This window comes from Pantoea sp. RCC30.1 (assembly GCF_058148845.1).
Genome location: NZ_JBXUHX010000045.1, coordinates 8,429 through 25,860, shown reverse-complemented (window position 1 = coordinate 25,860; position 17,432 = coordinate 8,429). Strand labels below are relative to the sequence as shown.

At 55.6% G+C, this 17,432-nt stretch carries 20 protein-coding genes; 11 read left to right on the top strand and 9 right to left on the bottom strand.

Annotated features, from left to right (window positions below):
- Positions 1–148: 148 nt before the first annotated feature.
- The 9 genes from AC2LB6_RS22960 (at position 149) to AC2LB6_RS22920 (ending at position 7,595) form a co-directional block, all read left to right on the top strand.
- Positions 149–772 carry a recombinase family protein gene (locus tag AC2LB6_RS22960; RefSeq protein ID WP_490095242.1) on the top strand — a complete coding sequence of 208 codons (624 nt, stop codon included), beginning with the start codon at positions 149–151 and terminating at the stop codon, positions 770–772.
- A 45-nt stretch (positions 773–817) separates the two neighbouring features.
- A complete protein-coding gene (locus AC2LB6_RS22955; RefSeq protein ID WP_490095241.1) occupies positions 818–1,987 on the top strand; it encodes a phage tail sheath protein in 1,170 nt (389 codons plus the stop codon).
- 12 nt (positions 1,988–1,999) lie between these two features.
- Positions 2,000–2,515: a phage major tail tube protein gene (locus AC2LB6_RS22950; RefSeq protein WP_060680951.1), complete on the top strand. Its 516-nt coding sequence runs from the start codon at positions 2,000–2,002 to the stop codon at positions 2,513–2,515.
- Between the two features lie 56 nt (positions 2,516–2,571).
- Entirely contained in the window at positions 2,572–2,880 is a 309-nt protein-coding gene (locus AC2LB6_RS22945; RefSeq protein WP_490095240.1) for a phage tail assembly protein, read from the top strand.
- Between the two features lie 14 nt (positions 2,881–2,894).
- Positions 2,895–3,014, top strand: coding sequence for a GpE family phage tail protein (locus AC2LB6_RS22940; protein ID WP_033786692.1), 120 nt, complete (start codon positions 2,895–2,897; stop codon positions 3,012–3,014).
- On the top strand, positions 3,007–5,712 hold the full coding sequence (locus tag AC2LB6_RS22935) for a phage tail tape measure protein (protein WP_490095239.1): 2,706 nt from the start codon (positions 3,007–3,009) through the stop codon (positions 5,710–5,712). The genes AC2LB6_RS22940 and AC2LB6_RS22935 overlap by 8 nt, the downstream gene beginning before the upstream one ends.
- The gene (locus AC2LB6_RS22930) at positions 5,709–6,194 is read left to right on the top strand and encodes a phage tail protein (RefSeq protein ID WP_490095238.1); all 486 of its coding nucleotides are present in this window, start codon (positions 5,709–5,711) and stop codon (positions 6,192–6,194) included. Before AC2LB6_RS22935 ends, AC2LB6_RS22930 begins: the two co-directional genes overlap by 4 nt.
- Positions 6,194–7,294, top strand: a complete 1,101-nt coding sequence (locus AC2LB6_RS22925; RefSeq protein ID WP_490095244.1) for a phage late control D family protein — start codon at positions 6,194–6,196, stop codon at positions 7,292–7,294. Before AC2LB6_RS22930 ends, AC2LB6_RS22925 begins: the two co-directional genes overlap by 1 nt.
- 70 nt (positions 7,295–7,364) lie before the next feature.
- The gene (locus AC2LB6_RS22920; protein WP_072044056.1) at positions 7,365–7,595 is read left to right on the top strand and encodes an ogr/Delta-like zinc finger family protein; all 231 of its coding nucleotides are present in this window, start codon (positions 7,365–7,367) and stop codon (positions 7,593–7,595) included.
- Positions 7,596–7,742: 147 nt separating this feature from the next.
- Here AC2LB6_RS22920 and rplS read toward each other — a convergent pair whose 3' ends face one another.
- From rplS to ffh, 5 genes are all read right to left on the bottom strand, one after another.
- Positions 7,743–8,090: a 50S ribosomal protein L19 gene (gene rplS, locus AC2LB6_RS22915; RefSeq protein ID WP_003849035.1), complete on the bottom strand. Its 348-nt coding sequence runs from the start codon at positions 8,088–8,090 to the stop codon at positions 7,743–7,745.
- Positions 8,091–8,134: 44 nt separating this feature from the next.
- Positions 8,135–8,899: a tRNA (guanosine(37)-N1)-methyltransferase TrmD gene (trmD, locus tag AC2LB6_RS22910; protein ID WP_490095237.1), complete on the bottom strand. Its 765-nt coding sequence runs from the start codon at positions 8,897–8,899 to the stop codon at positions 8,135–8,137.
- Positions 8,900–8,934: 35 nt separating this feature from the next.
- On the bottom strand, positions 8,935–9,483 hold the full coding sequence (rimM, locus tag AC2LB6_RS22905) for a ribosome maturation factor RimM (protein ID WP_003849039.1): 549 nt from the start codon (positions 9,481–9,483) through the stop codon (positions 8,935–8,937).
- 18 nt (positions 9,484–9,501) lie between these two features.
- Positions 9,502–9,750: a 30S ribosomal protein S16 gene (rpsP, locus tag AC2LB6_RS22900; RefSeq protein WP_003849041.1), complete on the bottom strand. Its 249-nt coding sequence runs from the start codon at positions 9,748–9,750 to the stop codon at positions 9,502–9,504.
- A 142-nt stretch (positions 9,751–9,892) separates the two neighbouring features.
- Positions 9,893–11,254, bottom strand: coding sequence for a signal recognition particle protein (gene ffh, locus AC2LB6_RS22895; protein ID WP_003849043.1), 1,362 nt, complete (start codon positions 11,252–11,254; stop codon positions 9,893–9,895).
- A gap of 166 nt (positions 11,255–11,420) precedes the next feature.
- Between ffh and AC2LB6_RS22890 the strand changes: the two genes are divergently transcribed.
- Together AC2LB6_RS22890 and AC2LB6_RS22885 are read left to right on the top strand one after the other, a co-directional pair.
- Positions 11,421–12,221, top strand: coding sequence for a cytochrome C assembly family protein (locus AC2LB6_RS22890; RefSeq protein ID WP_090965656.1), 801 nt, complete (start codon positions 11,421–11,423; stop codon positions 12,219–12,221).
- 15 nt (positions 12,222–12,236) lie between these two features.
- Positions 12,237–13,523, top strand: coding sequence for an HlyC/CorC family transporter (locus AC2LB6_RS22885; RefSeq protein WP_490095236.1), 1,287 nt, complete (start codon positions 12,237–12,239; stop codon positions 13,521–13,523).
- A 60-nt stretch (positions 13,524–13,583) separates the two neighbouring features.
- On the opposite strand, the gene luxS is transcribed toward AC2LB6_RS22885, so the two are convergent.
- The 4 genes from luxS to yqaB all read right to left on the bottom strand — a co-directional run bounded on the left by luxS (position 13,584) and on the right by yqaB (position 16,882).
- Entirely contained in the window at positions 13,584–14,099 is a 516-nt protein-coding gene (luxS, locus tag AC2LB6_RS22880; protein WP_009086888.1) for an S-ribosylhomocysteine lyase, read from the bottom strand.
- 152 nt (positions 14,100–14,251) lie between these two features.
- Positions 14,252–15,859: a glutamate--cysteine ligase gene (gshA, locus tag AC2LB6_RS22875; RefSeq protein WP_490095235.1), complete on the bottom strand. Its 1,608-nt coding sequence runs from the start codon at positions 15,857–15,859 to the stop codon at positions 14,252–14,254.
- A 31-nt stretch (positions 15,860–15,890) separates the two neighbouring features.
- Positions 15,891–16,319: a YqaA family protein gene (locus AC2LB6_RS22870; RefSeq protein ID WP_490095234.1), complete on the bottom strand. Its 429-nt coding sequence runs from the start codon at positions 16,317–16,319 to the stop codon at positions 15,891–15,893.
- Positions 16,316–16,882, bottom strand: coding sequence for a fructose-1-phosphate/6-phosphogluconate phosphatase (yqaB, locus tag AC2LB6_RS22865; RefSeq protein ID WP_490095233.1), 567 nt, complete (start codon positions 16,880–16,882; stop codon positions 16,316–16,318). The genes AC2LB6_RS22870 and yqaB overlap by 4 nt, the downstream gene beginning before the upstream one ends.
- Positions 16,883–17,432 lie beyond the last annotated feature (550 nt).

The following is a 17,432-nucleotide window of genomic DNA, read 5'->3' as shown; positions in this document are numbered from 1 at the left end:
TATCGTAAGAAGCGTTTTCAGTGATGCGATTTAACTTCAATAAACGCCCTGAAAACTTTTCTGTTAAACCGAGGTTTCTGAGAAACAAACACCTGGCCCGGTGCCGGGCGGCACTGGCAAACTTGCGGCCATTTGCGGAGAACTCAGCGTGCTGATTGGCTACATCAGGGTGTCAACAAATGACCAGAACACGGACTTACAGCGGATTGCGCTGCAGAGCGCAGATTGTGAGCTGATATTCGAGGACAGGATAAGCGGGAAAACCAGCGACAGGCCGGGGCTGAAGAAGGCGCTACGCTGCCTGCAGCCCGGCGACACACTGGTTGTGTGGAAGCTGGACCGGCTGGGCAGGAGTATGCGCCATCTGGTCATGCTGACCGAAGAGCTGCGCGAACGCGGCGTGAACTTTCGTAGTCTCACCGACAGCATCGATACCAGCACGCCAATGGGCCGGTTTTTCTTCCACGTTATGGGTGCCCTGGCGGAAATGGAACGCGAGCTGATCATAGAACGTACCCGCGCCGGGCTGGCCGCTGCGCGTGATAAAGGGCGCATCGGGGGAAGGCGGCGAAAGATGACGCCGGAAACGGTGGAACGTGCCCGGCGGATGCTGGCGCAGGGCGCAACGCTGCTGCAGGTGTCACTGGTGCTGGACGTGTCAGTGAAGACGCTTTACCGGTATATCCCCGCCCCGGAACAGAAAACCCTGCGCGAAAACGCCGCACCTGTTGTGTCAGATATGGCACAACAGCCACCACGTGCCCCGTCATAGAGGACCATAGACCATAGCGGAACCCCTTCACAGGAGAACCGCCACATGGCACAGGATTATCACCACGGCGTGCGCGTTGAGGAAATCAACGAGGGCACCCGAACCATCACCACCGTCAGCACCGCGATTGTCGGGCTGGTCTGCACCGGCGACGACGCCGACGCGGCCACCTTCCCGCTTAATCGCCCGGTGCTGTTAACCGACGTACTCACCGCCAGCGGTAAGGCCGGAGAGTCCGGCACACTGGCCCGCTCACTGGACGCCATCGCCGATCAGTCGAAACCCGTCACCGTCGTCGTGCGCGTGCCGCAGGGCGAAACCGAAGCGGAAACCACCGCCAACATCATCGGCGGCGTGACCGACGGCCAGCGCACCGGCATGAAGGCGCTTCTGGCTGCACAGTCCGTGTGCGGCGTAAAGCCCCGCATTCTGGGCGTGCCGGGCCACGACACCAAAGCCGTTGCCACCGAGCTGCTGAGCGTGGCGCAGAGCCTTCGCGGCTTTGCCTACCTGTCCGCGTATGGCTGCAAGAGCGTTGAAGAGGCGATTGCCTACCGCAGTAACTTCAGCCAGCGCGAAGGGATGCTGATCTGGCCTGACTTCATCAGTTTTGACACCGTGCTGAAGGCGGACGCGACGGCTTACGCCACCGCCCGCGCGCTGGGCCTGCGCGCCAAAATCGACCAGCAGACCGGCTGGCATAAATCTCTGTCAAACGTGGGTGTGAACGGCGTCACCGGCATTTCAAAAGACGTCTTCTGGGACCTGCAGGATCCGGCCACTGATGCGGGCCTGCTGAACCAGAGCGATGTCACCACGCTGATCCGTAAAGACGGCTTCCGCTTCTGGGGTTCCCGCTGCCTCAGTGATGACGCGCTGTTTCAGTTTGAGTGTTACACCCGCACGGCGCAGGTGCTCATGGACACGATGGCAGAAGCGCAGATGTGGTCCGTTGACGGCGCGCTGAACCCGTCGCTGGCCCGCGACATCATCGAGAGCATCCGCGCGAAGCTGCGCAGCCTGGTGAATCAGGGCTATCTGATTGGTGCGGACTGCTGGCTGGACGAGAGCGTGAACGACAAGGACACGCTTAAGGCGGGCAAGCTGCTGATCGATTACGACTACACGCCGGTGCCGCCACTGGAAAACCTGCTGCTGCGCCAGCGCATCACTGACCAGTACCTGGTCGATTTCAGCAGCCGCGTCAGCGCATAAGGAGACGGAAAGATGGCATTACCCCGCAAACTCAAGCACCTGAACCTGTTCAATGCAGGCAACAACTGGCAGGGGCTGGTTGAGTCCGTGACGCTGCCGAAATTTACCCGCAAGTTTGAGAAGTATCGCGGCGGCGGCATGGCCGGTGCGGTGGACATCGACATGGGCCTGGACGACGGCGCGCTGGACACGGAATTCACCATTGGCGGCACTGAAGCACTGCTGATTAAGCAGATGGGCACCACCACCGTGGACGGCATTCAGCTGCGCTTTACCGGCTCCATTCAGCGCGACGACACCGGCGAAGTGCAGGCGGTCGAGCTGGTCACGCGCGGACGCTACAAGGAGCTTGATTCCGGCGAATGGAAAACCGGCGAATCCAGCACCACCAAAGTGTCCGGCACCAACAGTTACGCAAAGCTGACCATCAATGGCGAAGTGCTCTATGAGTGCGATCTGGTGAACATGATCGAAATCGTGGGCGGCACCGACCTGATGGAAGCGCACCGCAACGCGCTGGGCCTGTAATCACCCCGGCAGGCGCTGAGCCTGCCGCTTATCTCTCTTTTTAACGGAATCAAATCATGACTGATAAAACCGCTTCAAATGAAAAAGTCGTTGAGCTGGACACCCCGATCCTGCGCGGTAAAACAGAAATCACTTCCATCACCGTGCGCAAGCCGCAGTCCGGTGCGCTACGCGGCACCCGCCTGCAGGCGCTGCTGGACATGGACGTGAATGCACTGATCACCGTGCTGCCGCGTATCACCACCCCGGCGCTGACCACAGCGGAAATTAACGAAATGGACCCCGCCGATCTGGTCAGCCTGTCGGTGGAGGTGGTCACTTTTTTGCTGAAGAAGTCGGTCCTGTCGGATTTAGCGACGGCCTGACGGTAGACGATCTGGTGGCAGACATCGCCACCGTCTTTCACTGGCCGCCCTCCGTTACCGAGTCCATGACGCTGACCGAGGTGCTGGAGTGGCGGCACAAAGCAATCCTGCGACACAGGGCCAGCGATGAGTGATAAAAATCTGCGTTTACAGGTCGTTCTGGGCGCGGTCGATAAGCTGACACGTCCCTTCCGCAGCGCCCGCGACAGCACACGTGAGCTGGCTGGCACGCTGCGCGACACTCGCAATACCCTCAAGGCACTGGACGCGCAGGCCGGGCGCATTGACGGCTTCCGTAAAACCCGCTCGCAGCTTGCCATCACTGCCAATAACCTTAAAGCCGCCCGCGAAGAAGCGGCGCGGCTGGCCGTGCAGTTTACGGAAACAAACAAGCCTACCGCCGCGCAGGCCCGCGTGCTGGAGCAGGCAAAAAACCGCGCCAGCCAGCTGCAGCAGACTTACAACGGGCTGCGCCTGTCAGTGCAGCGGCAGCGTGAGGCGCTGGGCGCTGCCGGTATCGACACGAAGAAACTGAGCCAGGCACAGCGCGAGCTTAAAAGTCAGTCGGACGAGGCGCGCGCCGCCATTGACCGTCAGCAGCTGTCGCTTAAAAAGCTGGGAGAGCGGCAGGCAAAGCTGAGCGCGGTACGTGAGCGATATTCCCGCTCGCTGGAGGTGCGCGATCGCGTGGCCGGTGCCGGGGCGGCAACGTCCGCCGCCGGGCTGGCGATGGTTGCGCCTGTTGCTGCTACCGTACATGCATCAGCAGCAATGGAAGACGCCATGAAGGGTGTGGCAAAGCAGGTTAATGGACTGCGTGACGACAAAGGCAACCGCACGAAGCAGTTCTATGACATGCAGGCCGCCATCAAGGCCGCCAGTGAGCAGCTGCCGATGGAAAACGGCGCGATTGACTACGCCGCGCTGGTTGAGGGCGGCGCGCGCATGGGGGTAACAAACCAGAACGATTCCTATGAGGACCAGAAACGCGACCTGATGGCCTTTGCCACCACGGCGGCGAAGGCGTCAACGGCGTTTGAGCTACCCGCCGGTGAGCTGGCCGAAGGGCTGGGCAAGATTGCGCAGCTGTACAAAATTCCCACGCGCAACATCGAGCAGCTGGGCGATGCGCTGAACTACCTGGACGATAACGCCATGTCCAAAGGTTCAGACATCATCGATGTGCTGCAGCGCATGGGTGGCGTGGCCGACAGGATGAACTTCCGACAGGTGGCGGCACTGGGTTCAACATTCCTGACGCTGGGTGCCACCTCTGAGATTGCGGCCAGTTCCGCTAATGCAATGGTGCGCGAACTGTCTATAGCCACGATGCAGAGTAACCGGTTTATGGACGGCATGGACCTGCTGAAACTGGACCCGGCAAAGATTGAAAAGCAGATGACCACGGATGCGATGGGCACCATCATGCGCGTTCTGGAAAAGGTTAAAAAACTGCCGGATAGCAAGAGAGTGCCCGCGCTGACGATGCTCTTTGGCAAGGAGTTCGGCCCTGCAGCGGCAAAGCTTGTCAATAACATGCCGGAGCTGCGCAGGCAGCTGGCGCTGACACAGGGGGATGCTGCAAAGGGTTCGATGCAGAAAGAATCTGACATTAACAAGGATTCACTTTCCGCACAGTGGATGCTGACTAAAACCGGCGTGTCAAACACCATGAGCGGCCTGGGCGATTCACTGCGCACGCCGCTGATGGACATCATGAATATGGTGAAGAAAGTCACCGGCGTGACCCGCCGCTGGGTGGAAAACAACAAGGAGCTGGCGGGCACGCTGGTAAAAGCAGCGGCGGTCATATCCGTGATTGTGCTGGCGCTGGGTACGCTCATGATCGGCCTGGCGGCGGTGCTTGGGCCGATGGCGCTGCTTCGGCTCAGCTTTAATGTGCTGGGAATAAAAGCATTCAGCGCGTTTGGATTAATAAAAAGCGCTATCGGCATCGTGGGGAACGGCGTGCTGTGGCTGGGGCGGCTGATGATGGTAAACCCGATTCTGGCCGTTATCGGGCTGATTGCCGCCGGAGCGCTTCTTATCTGGCAGAACTGGGACACGCTGGGGCCAAAGCTTGCCGCCATCTGGGACGCTATCAGCACAAAGGTCAGCAGCGTCTGGAGTGCAATCCGCACCTACATCAGCACTAAGTGGGGTGAGATTGTCGCCGACGCGAAGGCCCTGCCCGCGCGGTTTCAGGAGGCCGGTTCACAGATGATTGACGGACTGATGGCGGGTATCAGCCAGAAGTGGGACGCCATTAAAAACAAGCTGTCGTCACTGACCGACTACCTGCCGGACTTTCTTAAGCCGGGCGGTGATAAGACCGGCGGGCCGCAGTTGCCGCGCCCGGCAACTGCAAAAACGGGTGGCGGTGTATCCCTGCCGCCGGGCGGATTCCCCGGGTTTGCGGGCATGTACGACAGCGGCGGTTTCATCCCGTCCGGGCAGTTCGGCGTGGCCGGTGAGAACGGGCCGGAGCTGGTCAGCGGTCCTGCAAACGTGACCAGCCGCCGGAGCACCGCACGGCTGGCAGCACTGGCGGCGCTGACGCTGGGCGATGCCGGAGAGACAGCGGAGGCGAAGCCGCTGCACCCGCTCAGCCTGCCGGTTCAGGCGTACCGGCAGGAAGCACCGCGCATGAGTGGCAGTGCTGTACAGGGGGCTGCGCCGCAGATTCACGCCTCCTTCACCATTGTGCAGCAGCCGGGACAGAGCCAGCAGGATCTGGTTGATGAGGTGATGCGCAGGATAGAGGCAAAAGAGCGGCAGGCGCAGGCCCGTGCCCGCAGCAGTTACCGGGACAGGGGAGGATTTGAGGAATGATGATGACGCTGGGCTTATTTGTTTTCATGCTGAGGACGGTGCCCTATCAGGAACTGCAGTATCAGCGCAGCTGGCGTTTCCCGTCGAACAGCCGCGTAGGCGTGAGGCCGTCGCTGCAGTTCTTAGGACCGGACAATGACACGCTGACACTTTCCGGCGTGCTACTGCCGGAGATTACCGGCGGCAGGCTGTCGCTGTTTGCGCTGGAGCAGATTGCAGAGCTGGGCCGCGCGTGGCCGCTTATTGAGGGCAGCGGGACGATTTATGGCATGTTCGTGATTGAAAGCCTGAGTCAGACCAAAGCGGAGTTCTTCAGCAGCGGCGTGTGCCGCCGCATTGAATTCACGCTGACGCTGAAGCGCACCGATGAATTACTGGGGGAAATGTTCGGCAGCCTCAGCGATCAGCTGTCTGCCATGCAGGGCGCAACAGTTACCGCAGCCGGTAAGGTCAGTGCAGCAGCGGGAGGGTTATTCTCATGATGACAACCCCGTGGATTAACGGCCAGCAGAACTCACCGGCGTTCCGGCTGACGATGGACGGCGCAGACATCACGCAGAAGCTGGAAAAGCGCCTGCTGAGCCTGACGCTTACTGACAACCGGGGCTTTGAAGCGGACCAACTGGACATCGAGCTGGACGACGCGGACGGCCAGCTGCAGCTGCCGCGCCGTGGTGTGGTGCTTTCCCTGTCGCTGGGCTGGCAGGATGCGCCGCTTTTCCCGAAAGGCAACTATACCGTTGACGAAATCGAACACAGCGGCACGCCGGACAGCCTGACGCTGCGGGCGCGCAGCGCGGACTTCAGGCAGACGCTGAACACGAAGCGTGAAAAGTCCTGGCACAAAACCAGCGTGGGCGAAATTGTCCGTGAGGTGGCCGGGCGGCATAAGCTGAAAATGGCGATGGGTGAGGATATGGCAAAGATGGATATTGACCACCTCGATCAGACCAACGAATCAGACGCCAGCTTTATGATGCGCCTGGCTAAACAGTGCGGAGCGGTTGCCTGCATCAAGGACGGTAATCTGCTATTTATCCGGCAGGGCCAGGGAAAGACGGCAAGCGGCAGAGCGCTGCCGGTTATCACCCTTCAGCGCAGGGACGGAGACGGCCACCGCTTCACCCTGGCGGACCGGGACGCCTACACCGGCGTTATTGCCAGCTGGCTGCACACCCGCGAACCGACAAAGAAGCCGGTGGCGAAGGTGAAGCGCAGGCGACGTAAAACCACGGCGAAGAAGAAAAAGGAGCCGGAGGCAAAACAGGGCGATTACCTGATCGGCACGGACGAGAACGTGCTGGTACTTAGCCGCACTTACGCGAACCGGGGCAACGCTGAACGGGCGGCCAAAATGCAGTGGGAACGCCTGCAGCGTGGTGTGGCAACGTTCTCAATCCAGCTGGCAAAGGGGCGCGCTGAGCTTTATACAGAAATGCCGGTTAAGGTCAGTGGCTTTAAACAACAGATAGATGCCGCGGAATGGATCATTACAACGCTGACGCACAGCCTGAGCGCGGACAGCGGGTATACAACCAATATCGAACTTGAGGTTAAAATCGAGGACCCAAGCTTACAATAGTAATATTTATTATCCTTTTGGATAATCAGTAGGTATGATCAAGTTAAATAATCAACAGGGCGAATCCTAAATGATGAATTGTCCAAAGTGCTCTCACGCTGCACACACTCGCAGCAGTGTTGTGCTCTCTGAGAACACAAAAGAACGATACAATCAATGCCAGAACATAAACTGTGGGTGTACCTTCAAATCCTTAGAAACTGTAACCGATATAATCATGTGCCCAGGCAGAGTAAATCCCGTACCGCCCCACCCTGCCCGTGGAGGCACCAAAACGTCCCAAGGCCAACTCTGGCTCTAACCCGCTTCGGCGGGTTTTTTAATGCCTACAACTGACCACAAAAAAAATCTGCGTAGCCAATCCGTGGACAAAGGCATAAAAAAAGGGGCTGGCATCACGCCAACCCCTTGTTTGCTATTAACTTTTAGATGTCGCGTTAGCGATACCTTAGTTAAGACGCTCTTTAATACGAGCAGACTTACCAGTACGCTCACGCAGGTAGTACAGTTTGGCTTTACGCACAGCGCCACGACGTTTAACAGCGATGCTGTCAATTACAGGTGAATGAGTCTGGAATACACGCTCAACGCCTTCGCCGTTAGAAATTTTGCGAACAGTGAATGCAGAGTGCAGACCGCGGTTACGGATAGCGATAACCACGCCCTCGAATGCCTGCAGACGTTTTTTAGAACCTTCAACGACCCATACTTTCACTTCCACGGAATCACCCGGGCGGAAGGAAGGTACGTCCTGTTTCATCTGCTCTTGTTCAATTTGCTTGATAATGTTGCTCATAATTAAATCTCATATCCTGGGTAAACTGATAGTCGGGGAAGAGCTTACTCTTCCACATCATCGTTTTGTTGCTGCTGAGATTCCCGCTGGAACTCATTCAGCAACCTTGCTTGCTCTTCAGTCAGAGCCAGGTTTTCCAGAAGTTCAGGTCTTCTCAGCCAGGTACGGCCTAGCGACTGCTTCAGACGCCAGCGGCGAATATCAGCATGGTTACCTGACAGTAATACTGCCGGGACTTCCACGCCGTCTAACACTTCAGGTCGGGTATAGTGCGGACAATCCAGCAAACCCTCAGAGAACGAATCCTCATCGGCTGACGCTTGCTTGCCGAGTACGCCGGGGATAAACCGGGCGACTGCGTCAATCATCGTCATTGCTGGCAGTTCCCCGCCACTGAGAACGTAATCACCGATTGACCATTCTTCATCAATTTCGGTCTGTATTACGCGCTCATCAACCCCTTCATAACGGCCACAGACCAGAATTAACTTGTCCCGTGCCGCCAGTTCGCAAACGCCCTGTTGGTCCAGTTTGCGACCCTGAGGTGAAAGATAGATCACCCTGGCCCCATCACCTGCCGCTGCTTTCGCTGCGGAGATGGCATCCCGTAAGGGTTGTACCATCATCAGCATTCCCGGTCCGCCGCCGTAAGGACGATCATCCACGGTACGGTGCCGGTCGTGAGCGAAGTCACGAGGACTCCAGCTCTGAATGCTGAGCAGACCGTTTTTTACAGCCCGGCCAGTTACCCCGTAATCGGTAATAGCGCGAAACATTTCTGGAAACAGGCTAATAACACCAATCCACATTGTATTCGCCGTTACGTTACCGTTCGATTCGGAGATCAAAAACCAGGATCCCAATCTACCTCAATGACGCCAGTAGAGAGATCGACTTTCCTGATAACCTGTTCATCAAGAAACGGAATTAACCGCTCCTGAGCACCGAACGCATCCTTCAGGTTTGCCTTAACGACGAGAACGTCGTTCGAGCCGGTTTCCATCATATCAATGACTTTACCCATCTCGTAGCCTTCGAGGTTAACCACCTGGCAGCCCATAAGGTCTTTCCAGTAGTAGTCGCCCTCTTCCAGCGATGGCAACTGCGTCGAGTCAACCTGAATCTCGCAATTGGTTAACTGAGCCGCCGCATCCCGATCTTCAATGCCTTTGACTTTGATGATCAGGTCCTGATTGTGGTGCTTCCAACCTTCAAGTTCGACCTGCTGCCATTTACCGGCGCGCTGGATGAACCAGGGTTGGTAGTTGAAGATGCTTTCAGCGTCTTCAGTGGAGGAAAACACTTTGAGCCAGCCGCGAATACCGTAGGCGGCTCCCATCTTACCCAATACAATCGGGTTAACAGGAGGCTGTGCGGCAAGTTGTCTGCTCATGCTCACCACCGTGACAGATTAAGCTGCTTTCTTAGCTTCTTTGACCAGCGCGTTAACGCGATCAGAAAGCGTTGCGCCCTGGCCAACCCAGTGCTCGATACGATCCAGATCAAGACGCAGACCTTCAGCCTGACCAGATGCGATCGGGTTGAAGAAACCAACGCGCTCGATGAAACGACCGTTGCGTGCATTGCGGCTGTCAGTGACGACGACCTGATAGAACGGACGCTTTTTAGCGCCGTGACGTGCCAAACGAATTGTTACCATAACATCCTCTTCAGTTAATAAAACACCCGGCCCCCATCGAGGAACGGGGTCCGGGTGCTGTATAAAAAGCCCGAAAATTTTAATCATTTTGGCGAAAAAAGCAACCTAAACCGTGCCTTTTCGGGCTTTTTTGTGGAACGCTTTAGCGGCCAGGGAAACCTGGCGGCATCATACCCTTCATGCCGCGCATCATTTTCGCCATACCGCCCTTCTTCATTTTCTTCATCATACGCTGCATGTCGTCGAACTGCTTCAATAAGCGGTTAACATCCTGCACCTGCATACCGGAGCCGGTAGCAATGCGGCGCTTGCGCGAGCCTTTGATGATTTCTGGTTTCTCACGCTCTTTGCGCGTCATCGAGTTGATGATGGCTTCCATACGCACCAGGACTTTGTCATCCATCTGCGACTTAACATTGTCAGGCAACTGTCCCATACCCGGCAGTTTACCCATCAGGCTGGCCATGCCGCCCATGTTGCGCATCTGCTTCAGCTGCTCAAGGAAGTCATTGAGATCAAAACCATCGCCGGTTTTCAGCTTCTTAGCCAGCTTCTCCGCCTGATCGCGGTCAACCTTGCTTTCGATATCTTCGATCAGGGAGAGTACGTCACCCATGCCGAGGATACGCGAAGCGATACGCTCCGGATAGAACGGCTCAAGGGCTTCGGTCTTTTCGCCGACACCCATGAATTTAATCGGTTTGCCGGTGATATGGCGAATGGACAACGCCGCACCACCGCGTGCATCACCGTCAACTTTGGTCAAAATAACACCGGTCAGCGGCAGCGCTTCATTAAAGGCTTTAGCCGTGTTTGCCGCATCCTGACCGGTCATGGCATCGACCACAAACAGCGTTTCTACCGGCTTAATCGCGGCATGAACCTGTTTAATTTCGTCCATCATCGCTTCGTCAACGTGCAGACGACCCGCGGTATCCACCAGCAGCACATCGTAGAACTTCAGGCGAGCTTCACGCAGCGCATTGTTGACGATATCGACTGGCTTCTGGCTGAGATCGGATGGGCAGAAATCCACGCCAACCTGCTGTGCCAGCGTTTCCAGCTGTTTGATTGCTGCCGGACGATATACGTCGGCAGAAACCACTAAGACTTTCTTTTTGTGCTTCTCACGCAGGAACTTACCCAGCTTAGCAACGCTGGTAGTTTTACCGGCACCCTGCAGGCCCGCCATCAGTACTACGGCTGGCGGCTGAGCGGCCAGGTCGAGTGCATTGTTCTCAGCACCCATCGCCGCAACCAGTTCATTACGAACGATTTTGATAAACTCCTGACCCGGTGTCAGGCTTTTATTCACATCATGACCGACCGCGCTCTCTTTCACACGGTTGATGAAGTCACGCACCACTGGCAGCGCAACGTCAGCTTCAAGCAGTGCCATGCGCACTTCACGCAGGGTCTCTTTGATGTTCTCTTCAGTCAGCCTTCCGCGGCCGCTGATATTTCGCAGGGTTTGCGACAAACGATCGGTTAAATTATCAAACATGGTCTCTCACTAAAAAAAAGATCGCGAGGCGCCTGATCGGCAGAATGCGGCGGATTATAACACGAAGCCTTGCCGATCTCTGCAATTGCCCCTCAGATCGTTTGGAGCCTGCTTCGGCTGGCGCTATACTGCCTTTTTCCTTATCTGACTGAACCTGAAAGGATCTATGTTCGTTTTCGCGATAGTGGCGCTATTCGCCTACTCCTTAAGTCTTGCCCTGATCATTCCCAGCCTGTTGAAACGTAACGGCGGCTGGCGGCGAATGGCGATGCTCTCTGCCTGTGTGGCGCTGGTGACACACGCGGTGGCCCTGCAGCAACGCATATTTGCGGTTGATAGCGGACAGAATTTAAGCCTGCTCAACATAGGCTCGCTGGTCAGCCTGTTGATCTGCGCCATCATGACCATTGTGGCGGCACGCAACCGTGGCTGGCTGCTGCTGCCGATTGTTTACAGCTTCGCGCTGATCAATCTGGCCTTCGCCACCTTTGTCCCGAATGCGTTCATCACCCATCTGGAAACCACGCCAGGCATGATGATTCATATCGGCCTGTCGCTGTTCGCCTACGCAACCCTGATCATTGCCGCGCTCTATGCGCTGCAGCTTGCGTGGATCGATTACCAGTTGAAAAACAAGCGGCTGGCGTTCACCCAGGATATGCCGCCGCTGCTGACTATCGAACGTAAGATGTTTCATATCACCCAGGTCGGCGTTGTGCTGTTAACGCTGGTGCTTTGCACCGGTCTGTTTTATATGCAGGATCTCTTCAGCGCAGAAAACGTTGACAAAGCGGTGCTCTCAATCATCGCGTGGTTTGTTTATATCGTTTTGCTGTGGGGGCACTATCATGAAGGCTGGCGTGGTCGCCGCGTCGTCTGGTTTAACTGCAGCGGTGCGGTGCTGTTAACCATGGCTTACTTCGGCAGTCGCATCCTGCAGCATCTGCTTGTCCCTACCTCTCGTTAAAAAGGAAGTTCTGCGTTGGAGAATGTTTCAACCACCACGCTGATTATTATTCTCTGCGTTATGGTACTGGTTTCCGCCTGGTTTGCCGGGTCGGAAACCGGAATGATGACGCTTAACCGCTATAAACTGCGCCATCAGGCCAAAAACGGCAGTCGCCCCGCACGCCGGGTAGAGAAGCTATTGCGCCGTCCTGACCGTTTGCTCAGCCTGGTCTTAATCGGCAATAACCTGGTTAATATTCTGGCCTCCGCACTCGCCACCATCGTGGGCATGCGTATTCACGGTGATGAAGGGGTCGCGATCGCAACCGGTATCCTGACCTTTGTGGTGCTGGTATTTGCTGAAGTGCTGCCGAAAACCGTGGCGGCGCTCTATCCTGAACGCGTTGCCTTCCCCAGCAGTCTGCTGCTGGTCCCGCTGCAATACATCATGCTGCCGCTGGTCTGGTTGCTGAACACCATTACCCGGCTGCTGATGAGGATGGCAGGTATCCGCGCTGACGGCGCGATTAACTCCGCGTTGAGCAAAGAGGAGTTACGCACCATCGTCTATGAGTCGCGTAGCCTGATGTCACGCCGTAACCAGGACATGCTGCTCTCTGTGCTCGACCTGGAGAAAGTCAGCGTTGACGACATCATGGTGCCGCGCAATGAGATTGTCGGTATCAACATCAACGATGACTGGAAGTCGGTAGTCCGTCAGCTGAGCCACTCTCCCCACGGCCGCATTGTGCTGTACCGGGACTCGCTGGATGACTGCGTCGGCATGCTGCGGGTGCGCGAAGCCTGGCGCATGATGACGGAGAAAAAAGAGTTCACCAAAGAGACACTCTTGCGCGCCGCCGATGAGATCTACTACATCCCCGAAGGTACGCCGCTGAACACCCAACTGGTGAAGTTTCAACGCAACAAAGAGAAAGCGGGAGTGGTGGTGGATGAGTATGGCGACATCAAAGGTCTGGTGACGATAGAGGACATTCTGGAGGAGATTGTCGGTGACTTCACTACCTCCATGTCACCGTCGCTGGCAGAAGAAGTGATGCCGCAGAATGATGGCTCCGTGCTGATTGAAGGCAGTGCCAGCGTGCGTGAAATCAATAAGGCGTTTAACTGGCATCTGCCCGAGCAGGAAGCCCGCACCATCAACGGCATGCTGCTGGAGGCGCTGGAAGAGATCCCTGCCATCTCCACCCGTGTTCAGATCGGCCACTACAACGTCGATATATTGGATGTGCAGGACAACATGATTAAACAAGTGCGCATTACGCCGAAAACGCCGCTGAAAAAATCAGTGGGTTCCTGAAGCCATAAAAAAACGCCGCAATCGACATGATGCGGCGTTTTTTTAGCAGAGAAGCCCTGACTAGATGTGCAGTTCTTTCAGCTTTTCAGCAGGCAGTTTCAGATCTTCGTTGCGGTTAACGCCGATCTCATGCGCCAGCACATTGCGGGCGATCTGCTGCGCTTCATCCAGAGAGTGCAGCTTGTAGCTGCCACACTGGTATTCATTCAGTTCAGGGATCTGGTTCTGATCTTTCACTTTCAGAACATCTTCCATCGCTCCTTTCCACGCTTTTGCAACGCGCTGCTCGTCTGGCGTACCAATCAGGCTCATGTAGAAGCCGGTGCGGCAGCCCATTGGCGAGATATCGACGATTTCCACACCGTCACCATTCAGGTGATCACGCATGAATCCGGCAAAGAGATGCTCCAGCGTATGAATGCCACGCTCAGTGAGGATATCAATGTTCGGGCGGCAAAAACGCAGGTCAAAAACGGTAATCGTATCGCCATGCGGAGTCTTCATGGTTTTCGCAACGCGTACTGCCGGTGCGCCCATGATGGTGTGATCAACGGTAAAACTGTCCAGTAGTGGCATACGTCACCTCCTGTTCTGAGAATTTTTTTTAAACGATGAAACTTTTCTGTTCGCCCAACGTCTGAATATATGAAAGACGCGCATTTGTTATCATCATCATCCCTGACAACAGAGATGTTAATTTGGCCACATTGATGTGGCCTTTTTCTTTTCTACCCTTCCCGGCTCGCCAGATACGCTTCAAAATCCAGCTTATCATTCGCTTCCAGCTGCTGCTGTGCAGCTACAGATTCCTGCGCCTGACGAATGAAATCTTCTTCTGTCAGCACTTCCAGCGGCTCTTCGCAGAGCAGATGGCGGTACTGTTCAGCCAGCGCCACGCCGGTTCCGGTTACACCATTCTCCTTCATTGCCTGAAGAATGCGCGCCGAGTAGGTTAGCTCAGGATCGTCGAACGATGCTACCAGTTGATCGCAAACCTGCTGATATTCCGTGCTGTCCTGATTGTGACTGTCTAAGACTTCAGCAACCCGACGCAGATCGGCAAACAGAGTTTTGCCCACTTCAACCAGCGAATGTTCCGCTTCTCCGCAGCCCACAGCAATTTTCTGATCCGGTTTACGCCCTTCCAGCACCACCCGATTCCAGTTTTTGCGGGTGCATTGCAACTCATCTGCACTCATTTCCGGCGCATCGGCCAGGGTACACCAGATCAGGAACAGGTCGAGGAAGCGAACCTGATTCTCATCGACGCCGATGGCAGAGAACGGGTTGATATCCAGCGAACGCACTTCAATGTATTCGATACCACCACGTAGCAGCGCATCAGAAGGCGCTTCACCCGAGCGTGTCACACGCTTAGGCCGGATAGGGGCATAGAGCTCGTTCTCAATCTGCAGCACGTTGGTGTTGAGCTGCAGCCAGTTACCGTCAGCATCTTTGGTGCCCATCGCTGCATACTCTTCTGACGGCGTCTTGATCGCTTTTTTGAGCGCAGTGACATAGCCTTCCAGCGAGTTAAACGTGATGCCCAGAGAGCTCTGCGATTTATTGGTGTAGCCTAAATCGCTCAGCCGCAGCGAGGTGGCGTACGGCAGCCACATCGTGTCTTTGTCATTGGTTTCGAACGGCAGCGCGCTCTCTCGACCCTGCATGAAGCTGGAGCTGATAGCTGGCGATGCACCAAACAGATACGGAATCACCCAGCCGAAGCGATAGTAGTTGCGGATCAGCCGCAGGTAGCCCGCTGAGATGGTCTCTTTTCCGCTTTCCTGATCTTTTACGTCAGCCCACTCCTGCCAGAATGAGAGGGGCAGCGAGAAGTTATAGTGAATGCCGGAGATGGTCTGCATCAACGCGCCGTAGCGGTTTTTCAGGCCTTCGCGGTAGAGTGTCTTCATCTTACCGATATTGGATGTGCCATATTGCGCAAGCTCAATATTGTCCGCGTCGTCAATCACGCACGGCATACTGAATGGCCACATGCGTTCATCACCCAGTTCACGGGCAACGTGACGGTGGATATCGCGCAGGAATGCCAGCATATGATCGATGCTGTGATCCACTGGCGTGATGAATTCCAGTAACGTTTCGGCAAAATCAGTGGTGATCCAGTCATGCTTCAGCGCCGAGCCCAGAGACTCCGGGTGGCCACTTTTTGCCAGATCGCCATTTTCCTGTACACGCAGCGTTTCACGTTCGATGCCACGGCCAATCCCTTTAAGGGCATTGGGATGCGCTTCCAGCCAGGAAAGCGCTTTAGATACGTCCGGGATCACATTACCCCCCCGCTGTGATAATAATTTATTTTTGTTCAGCATAATGTTAACCGTAGCCTCGAATCTGTGCGAATCAATGCCACCATTGCATACCCTGTAATGTGGCAGTCGCGATAACGATATAACGCAGTGTTTTGCCGATAGCGAGAAACAGCATCGCGGGTAGCCAGGCGAAACGTAACCAGCCTGCGAGAACGCAGAGCAGATCACCTATCACCGGCAGCCAGCTGAATAACAGTGCTGCTGGTCCCAGTCGGTGCAACCACGTCATTGCTGTGTCATGCCATCGCCCCTGACGTTTTAGCGGCAGCAAGCGACCAATAAAAATGTTGGTTAAACCGCCCAAGGTGTTTCCCAGTGATGCGGCTAAAAGCAACCCGTAAACTGATGTCTTTTTTGCTATTAATAGTGCTATCAGCAATGCTTCAGAACTTCCCGGCAGGAGCGTCGCACTCAGAAAACTGCTGCCGAACATTGAGGCATAGGTAAGAACGTCACTCACAGTAAGCGGACATCCACCACAGCCATGCCTGCCGCCTTCGCGGCCTGAATACCAAAGTCTGCATCCTCGAACACCACACAACGTGCCGGAGCGATACCCATCAGCTCAGCACAGCGTAAGAAGGTTTCAGGCTCAGGTTTATGACGCTGTACGTCGTCAGCGCCGACGACTGCCGCAAAGAGCTCACGCACGCCCAACTGCGTCAGTAATGCCTCTGCCATGCTATGTTCGCTTCCTGTACCTACCGCCATCGGACGACGCCCGTGGTACGCTTTCACCACGTCCATTAAAGGCAGCGGCTTAACGTTTTCCAGCAGCATCGCTTTTACAGCAGCGGTTTTTTCTGCGGCAAGAAGATGAGGGTCGTGTGACGACTGATTGGATTCAATGATGAACTGCGCAAGCCGCCAGGCGGGTGCGCCATTGAACTCGATAATACGTTCTTCATCCAGCGTTAATCCGTAACGCGCCAGTACCTGACGCCACGCTTTTCGATGTGTCGGCTCAGTATCAAGAATCGTGCCGTCCATATCGAAAATCAGGGCGTCATATTGATCGTACATTGTCACTCCGGACCTTCACCAAATGAGCCATTACTTTAGCCTAATGTGGACAGGTTGTCGCCAGGGGGGATGAACAGCAAATGCTTTGAAAGCATTAGCAATTTTTGTTTTCAGATAAAGGTGATTGTGCGCGACCAGTAATAACCGTACGAATTTTCAGCGATTTTTTAACATTCTTTTGGCAGACAAGCGGCGGCGGACGGGCGTGGGCAGCAAAATGGAGAGTGCTAACGTGTGAAAAGGGCGCTGTGAGTCGCTTAAGTCAGAATGATGAATAGTAAGGCGGGTTAATCAGGAAAACAGTACGGGTAAAGCCTGAGGGTAAATGCAGGGGGTACTTGAAACTTGCTTACTTTAGGTCACGGGCGATTAGTTATGCAAAAGTGTGGTGTCTGGTAAGGTCTTAGCGATGATCACGCCATGATTCGTTGAGGGATTTTCAGGAGCAGAGAAGATTTTTGAGACTTAAGATATGGTGCATCCAGGAGGATTCGAACCTCCGACCGCTCGGTTCGTAGCCGAGTACTCTATCCAGCTGAGCTATGGATGT

Bases quoted from the DNA above. Each gene is read 5' to 3' on its own strand.
- AC2LB6_RS22955 (WP_490095241.1), top strand. From the start codon at position 818: ATGGCACAGGATTATCACCACGGCGTGCGCGTTGAGGAAATCAACGAG.
- AC2LB6_RS22950 (WP_060680951.1), top strand. From the start codon at position 2,000: ATGGCATTACCCCGCAAACTCAAGCACCTGAACCTGTTCAATGCAGGC.
- AC2LB6_RS22945 (WP_490095240.1), top strand. From the start codon at position 2,572: ATGACTGATAAAACCGCTTCAAATGAAAAAGTCGTTGAGCTGGACACC.
- AC2LB6_RS22935 (WP_490095239.1), top strand. From the start codon at position 3,007: ATGAGTGATAAAAATCTGCGTTTACAGGTCGTTCTGGGCGCGGTCGAT.
- AC2LB6_RS22930 (WP_490095238.1), top strand. From the start codon at position 5,709: ATGATGATGACGCTGGGCTTATTTGTTTTCATGCTGAGGACGGTGCCC.
- AC2LB6_RS22925 (WP_490095244.1), top strand. From the start codon at position 6,194: ATGACAACCCCGTGGATTAACGGCCAGCAGAACTCACCGGCGTTCCGG.
- AC2LB6_RS22920 (WP_072044056.1), top strand. From the start codon at position 7,365: ATGATGAATTGTCCAAAGTGCTCTCACGCTGCACACACTCGCAGCAGT.
- rplS (WP_003849035.1), bottom strand. From the start codon at position 8,090: ATGAGCAACATTATCAAGCAAATTGAACAAGAGCAGATGAAACAGGAC.
- trmD (WP_490095237.1), bottom strand. From the start codon at position 8,899: ATGTGGATTGGTGTTATTAGCCTGTTTCCAGAAATGTTTCGCGCTATT.
- rimM (WP_003849039.1), bottom strand. From the start codon at position 9,483: ATGAGCAGACAACTTGCCGCACAGCCTCCTGTTAACCCGATTGTATTG.
- rpsP (WP_003849041.1), bottom strand. From the start codon at position 9,750: ATGGTAACAATTCGTTTGGCACGTCACGGCGCTAAAAAGCGTCCGTTC.
- ffh (WP_003849043.1), bottom strand. From the start codon at position 11,254: ATGTTTGATAATTTAACCGATCGTTTGTCGCAAACCCTGCGAAATATC.
- AC2LB6_RS22890 (WP_090965656.1), top strand. From the start codon at position 11,421: ATGTTCGTTTTCGCGATAGTGGCGCTATTCGCCTACTCCTTAAGTCTT.
- luxS (WP_009086888.1), bottom strand. From the start codon at position 14,099: ATGCCACTACTGGACAGTTTTACCGTTGATCACACCATCATGGGCGCA.
- gshA (WP_490095235.1), bottom strand. From the start codon at position 15,859: ATGCTGAACAAAAATAAATTATTATCACAGCGGGGGGGTAATGTGATC.
- yqaB (WP_490095233.1), bottom strand. From the start codon at position 16,882: ATGTACGATCAATATGACGCCCTGATTTTCGATATGGACGGCACGATT.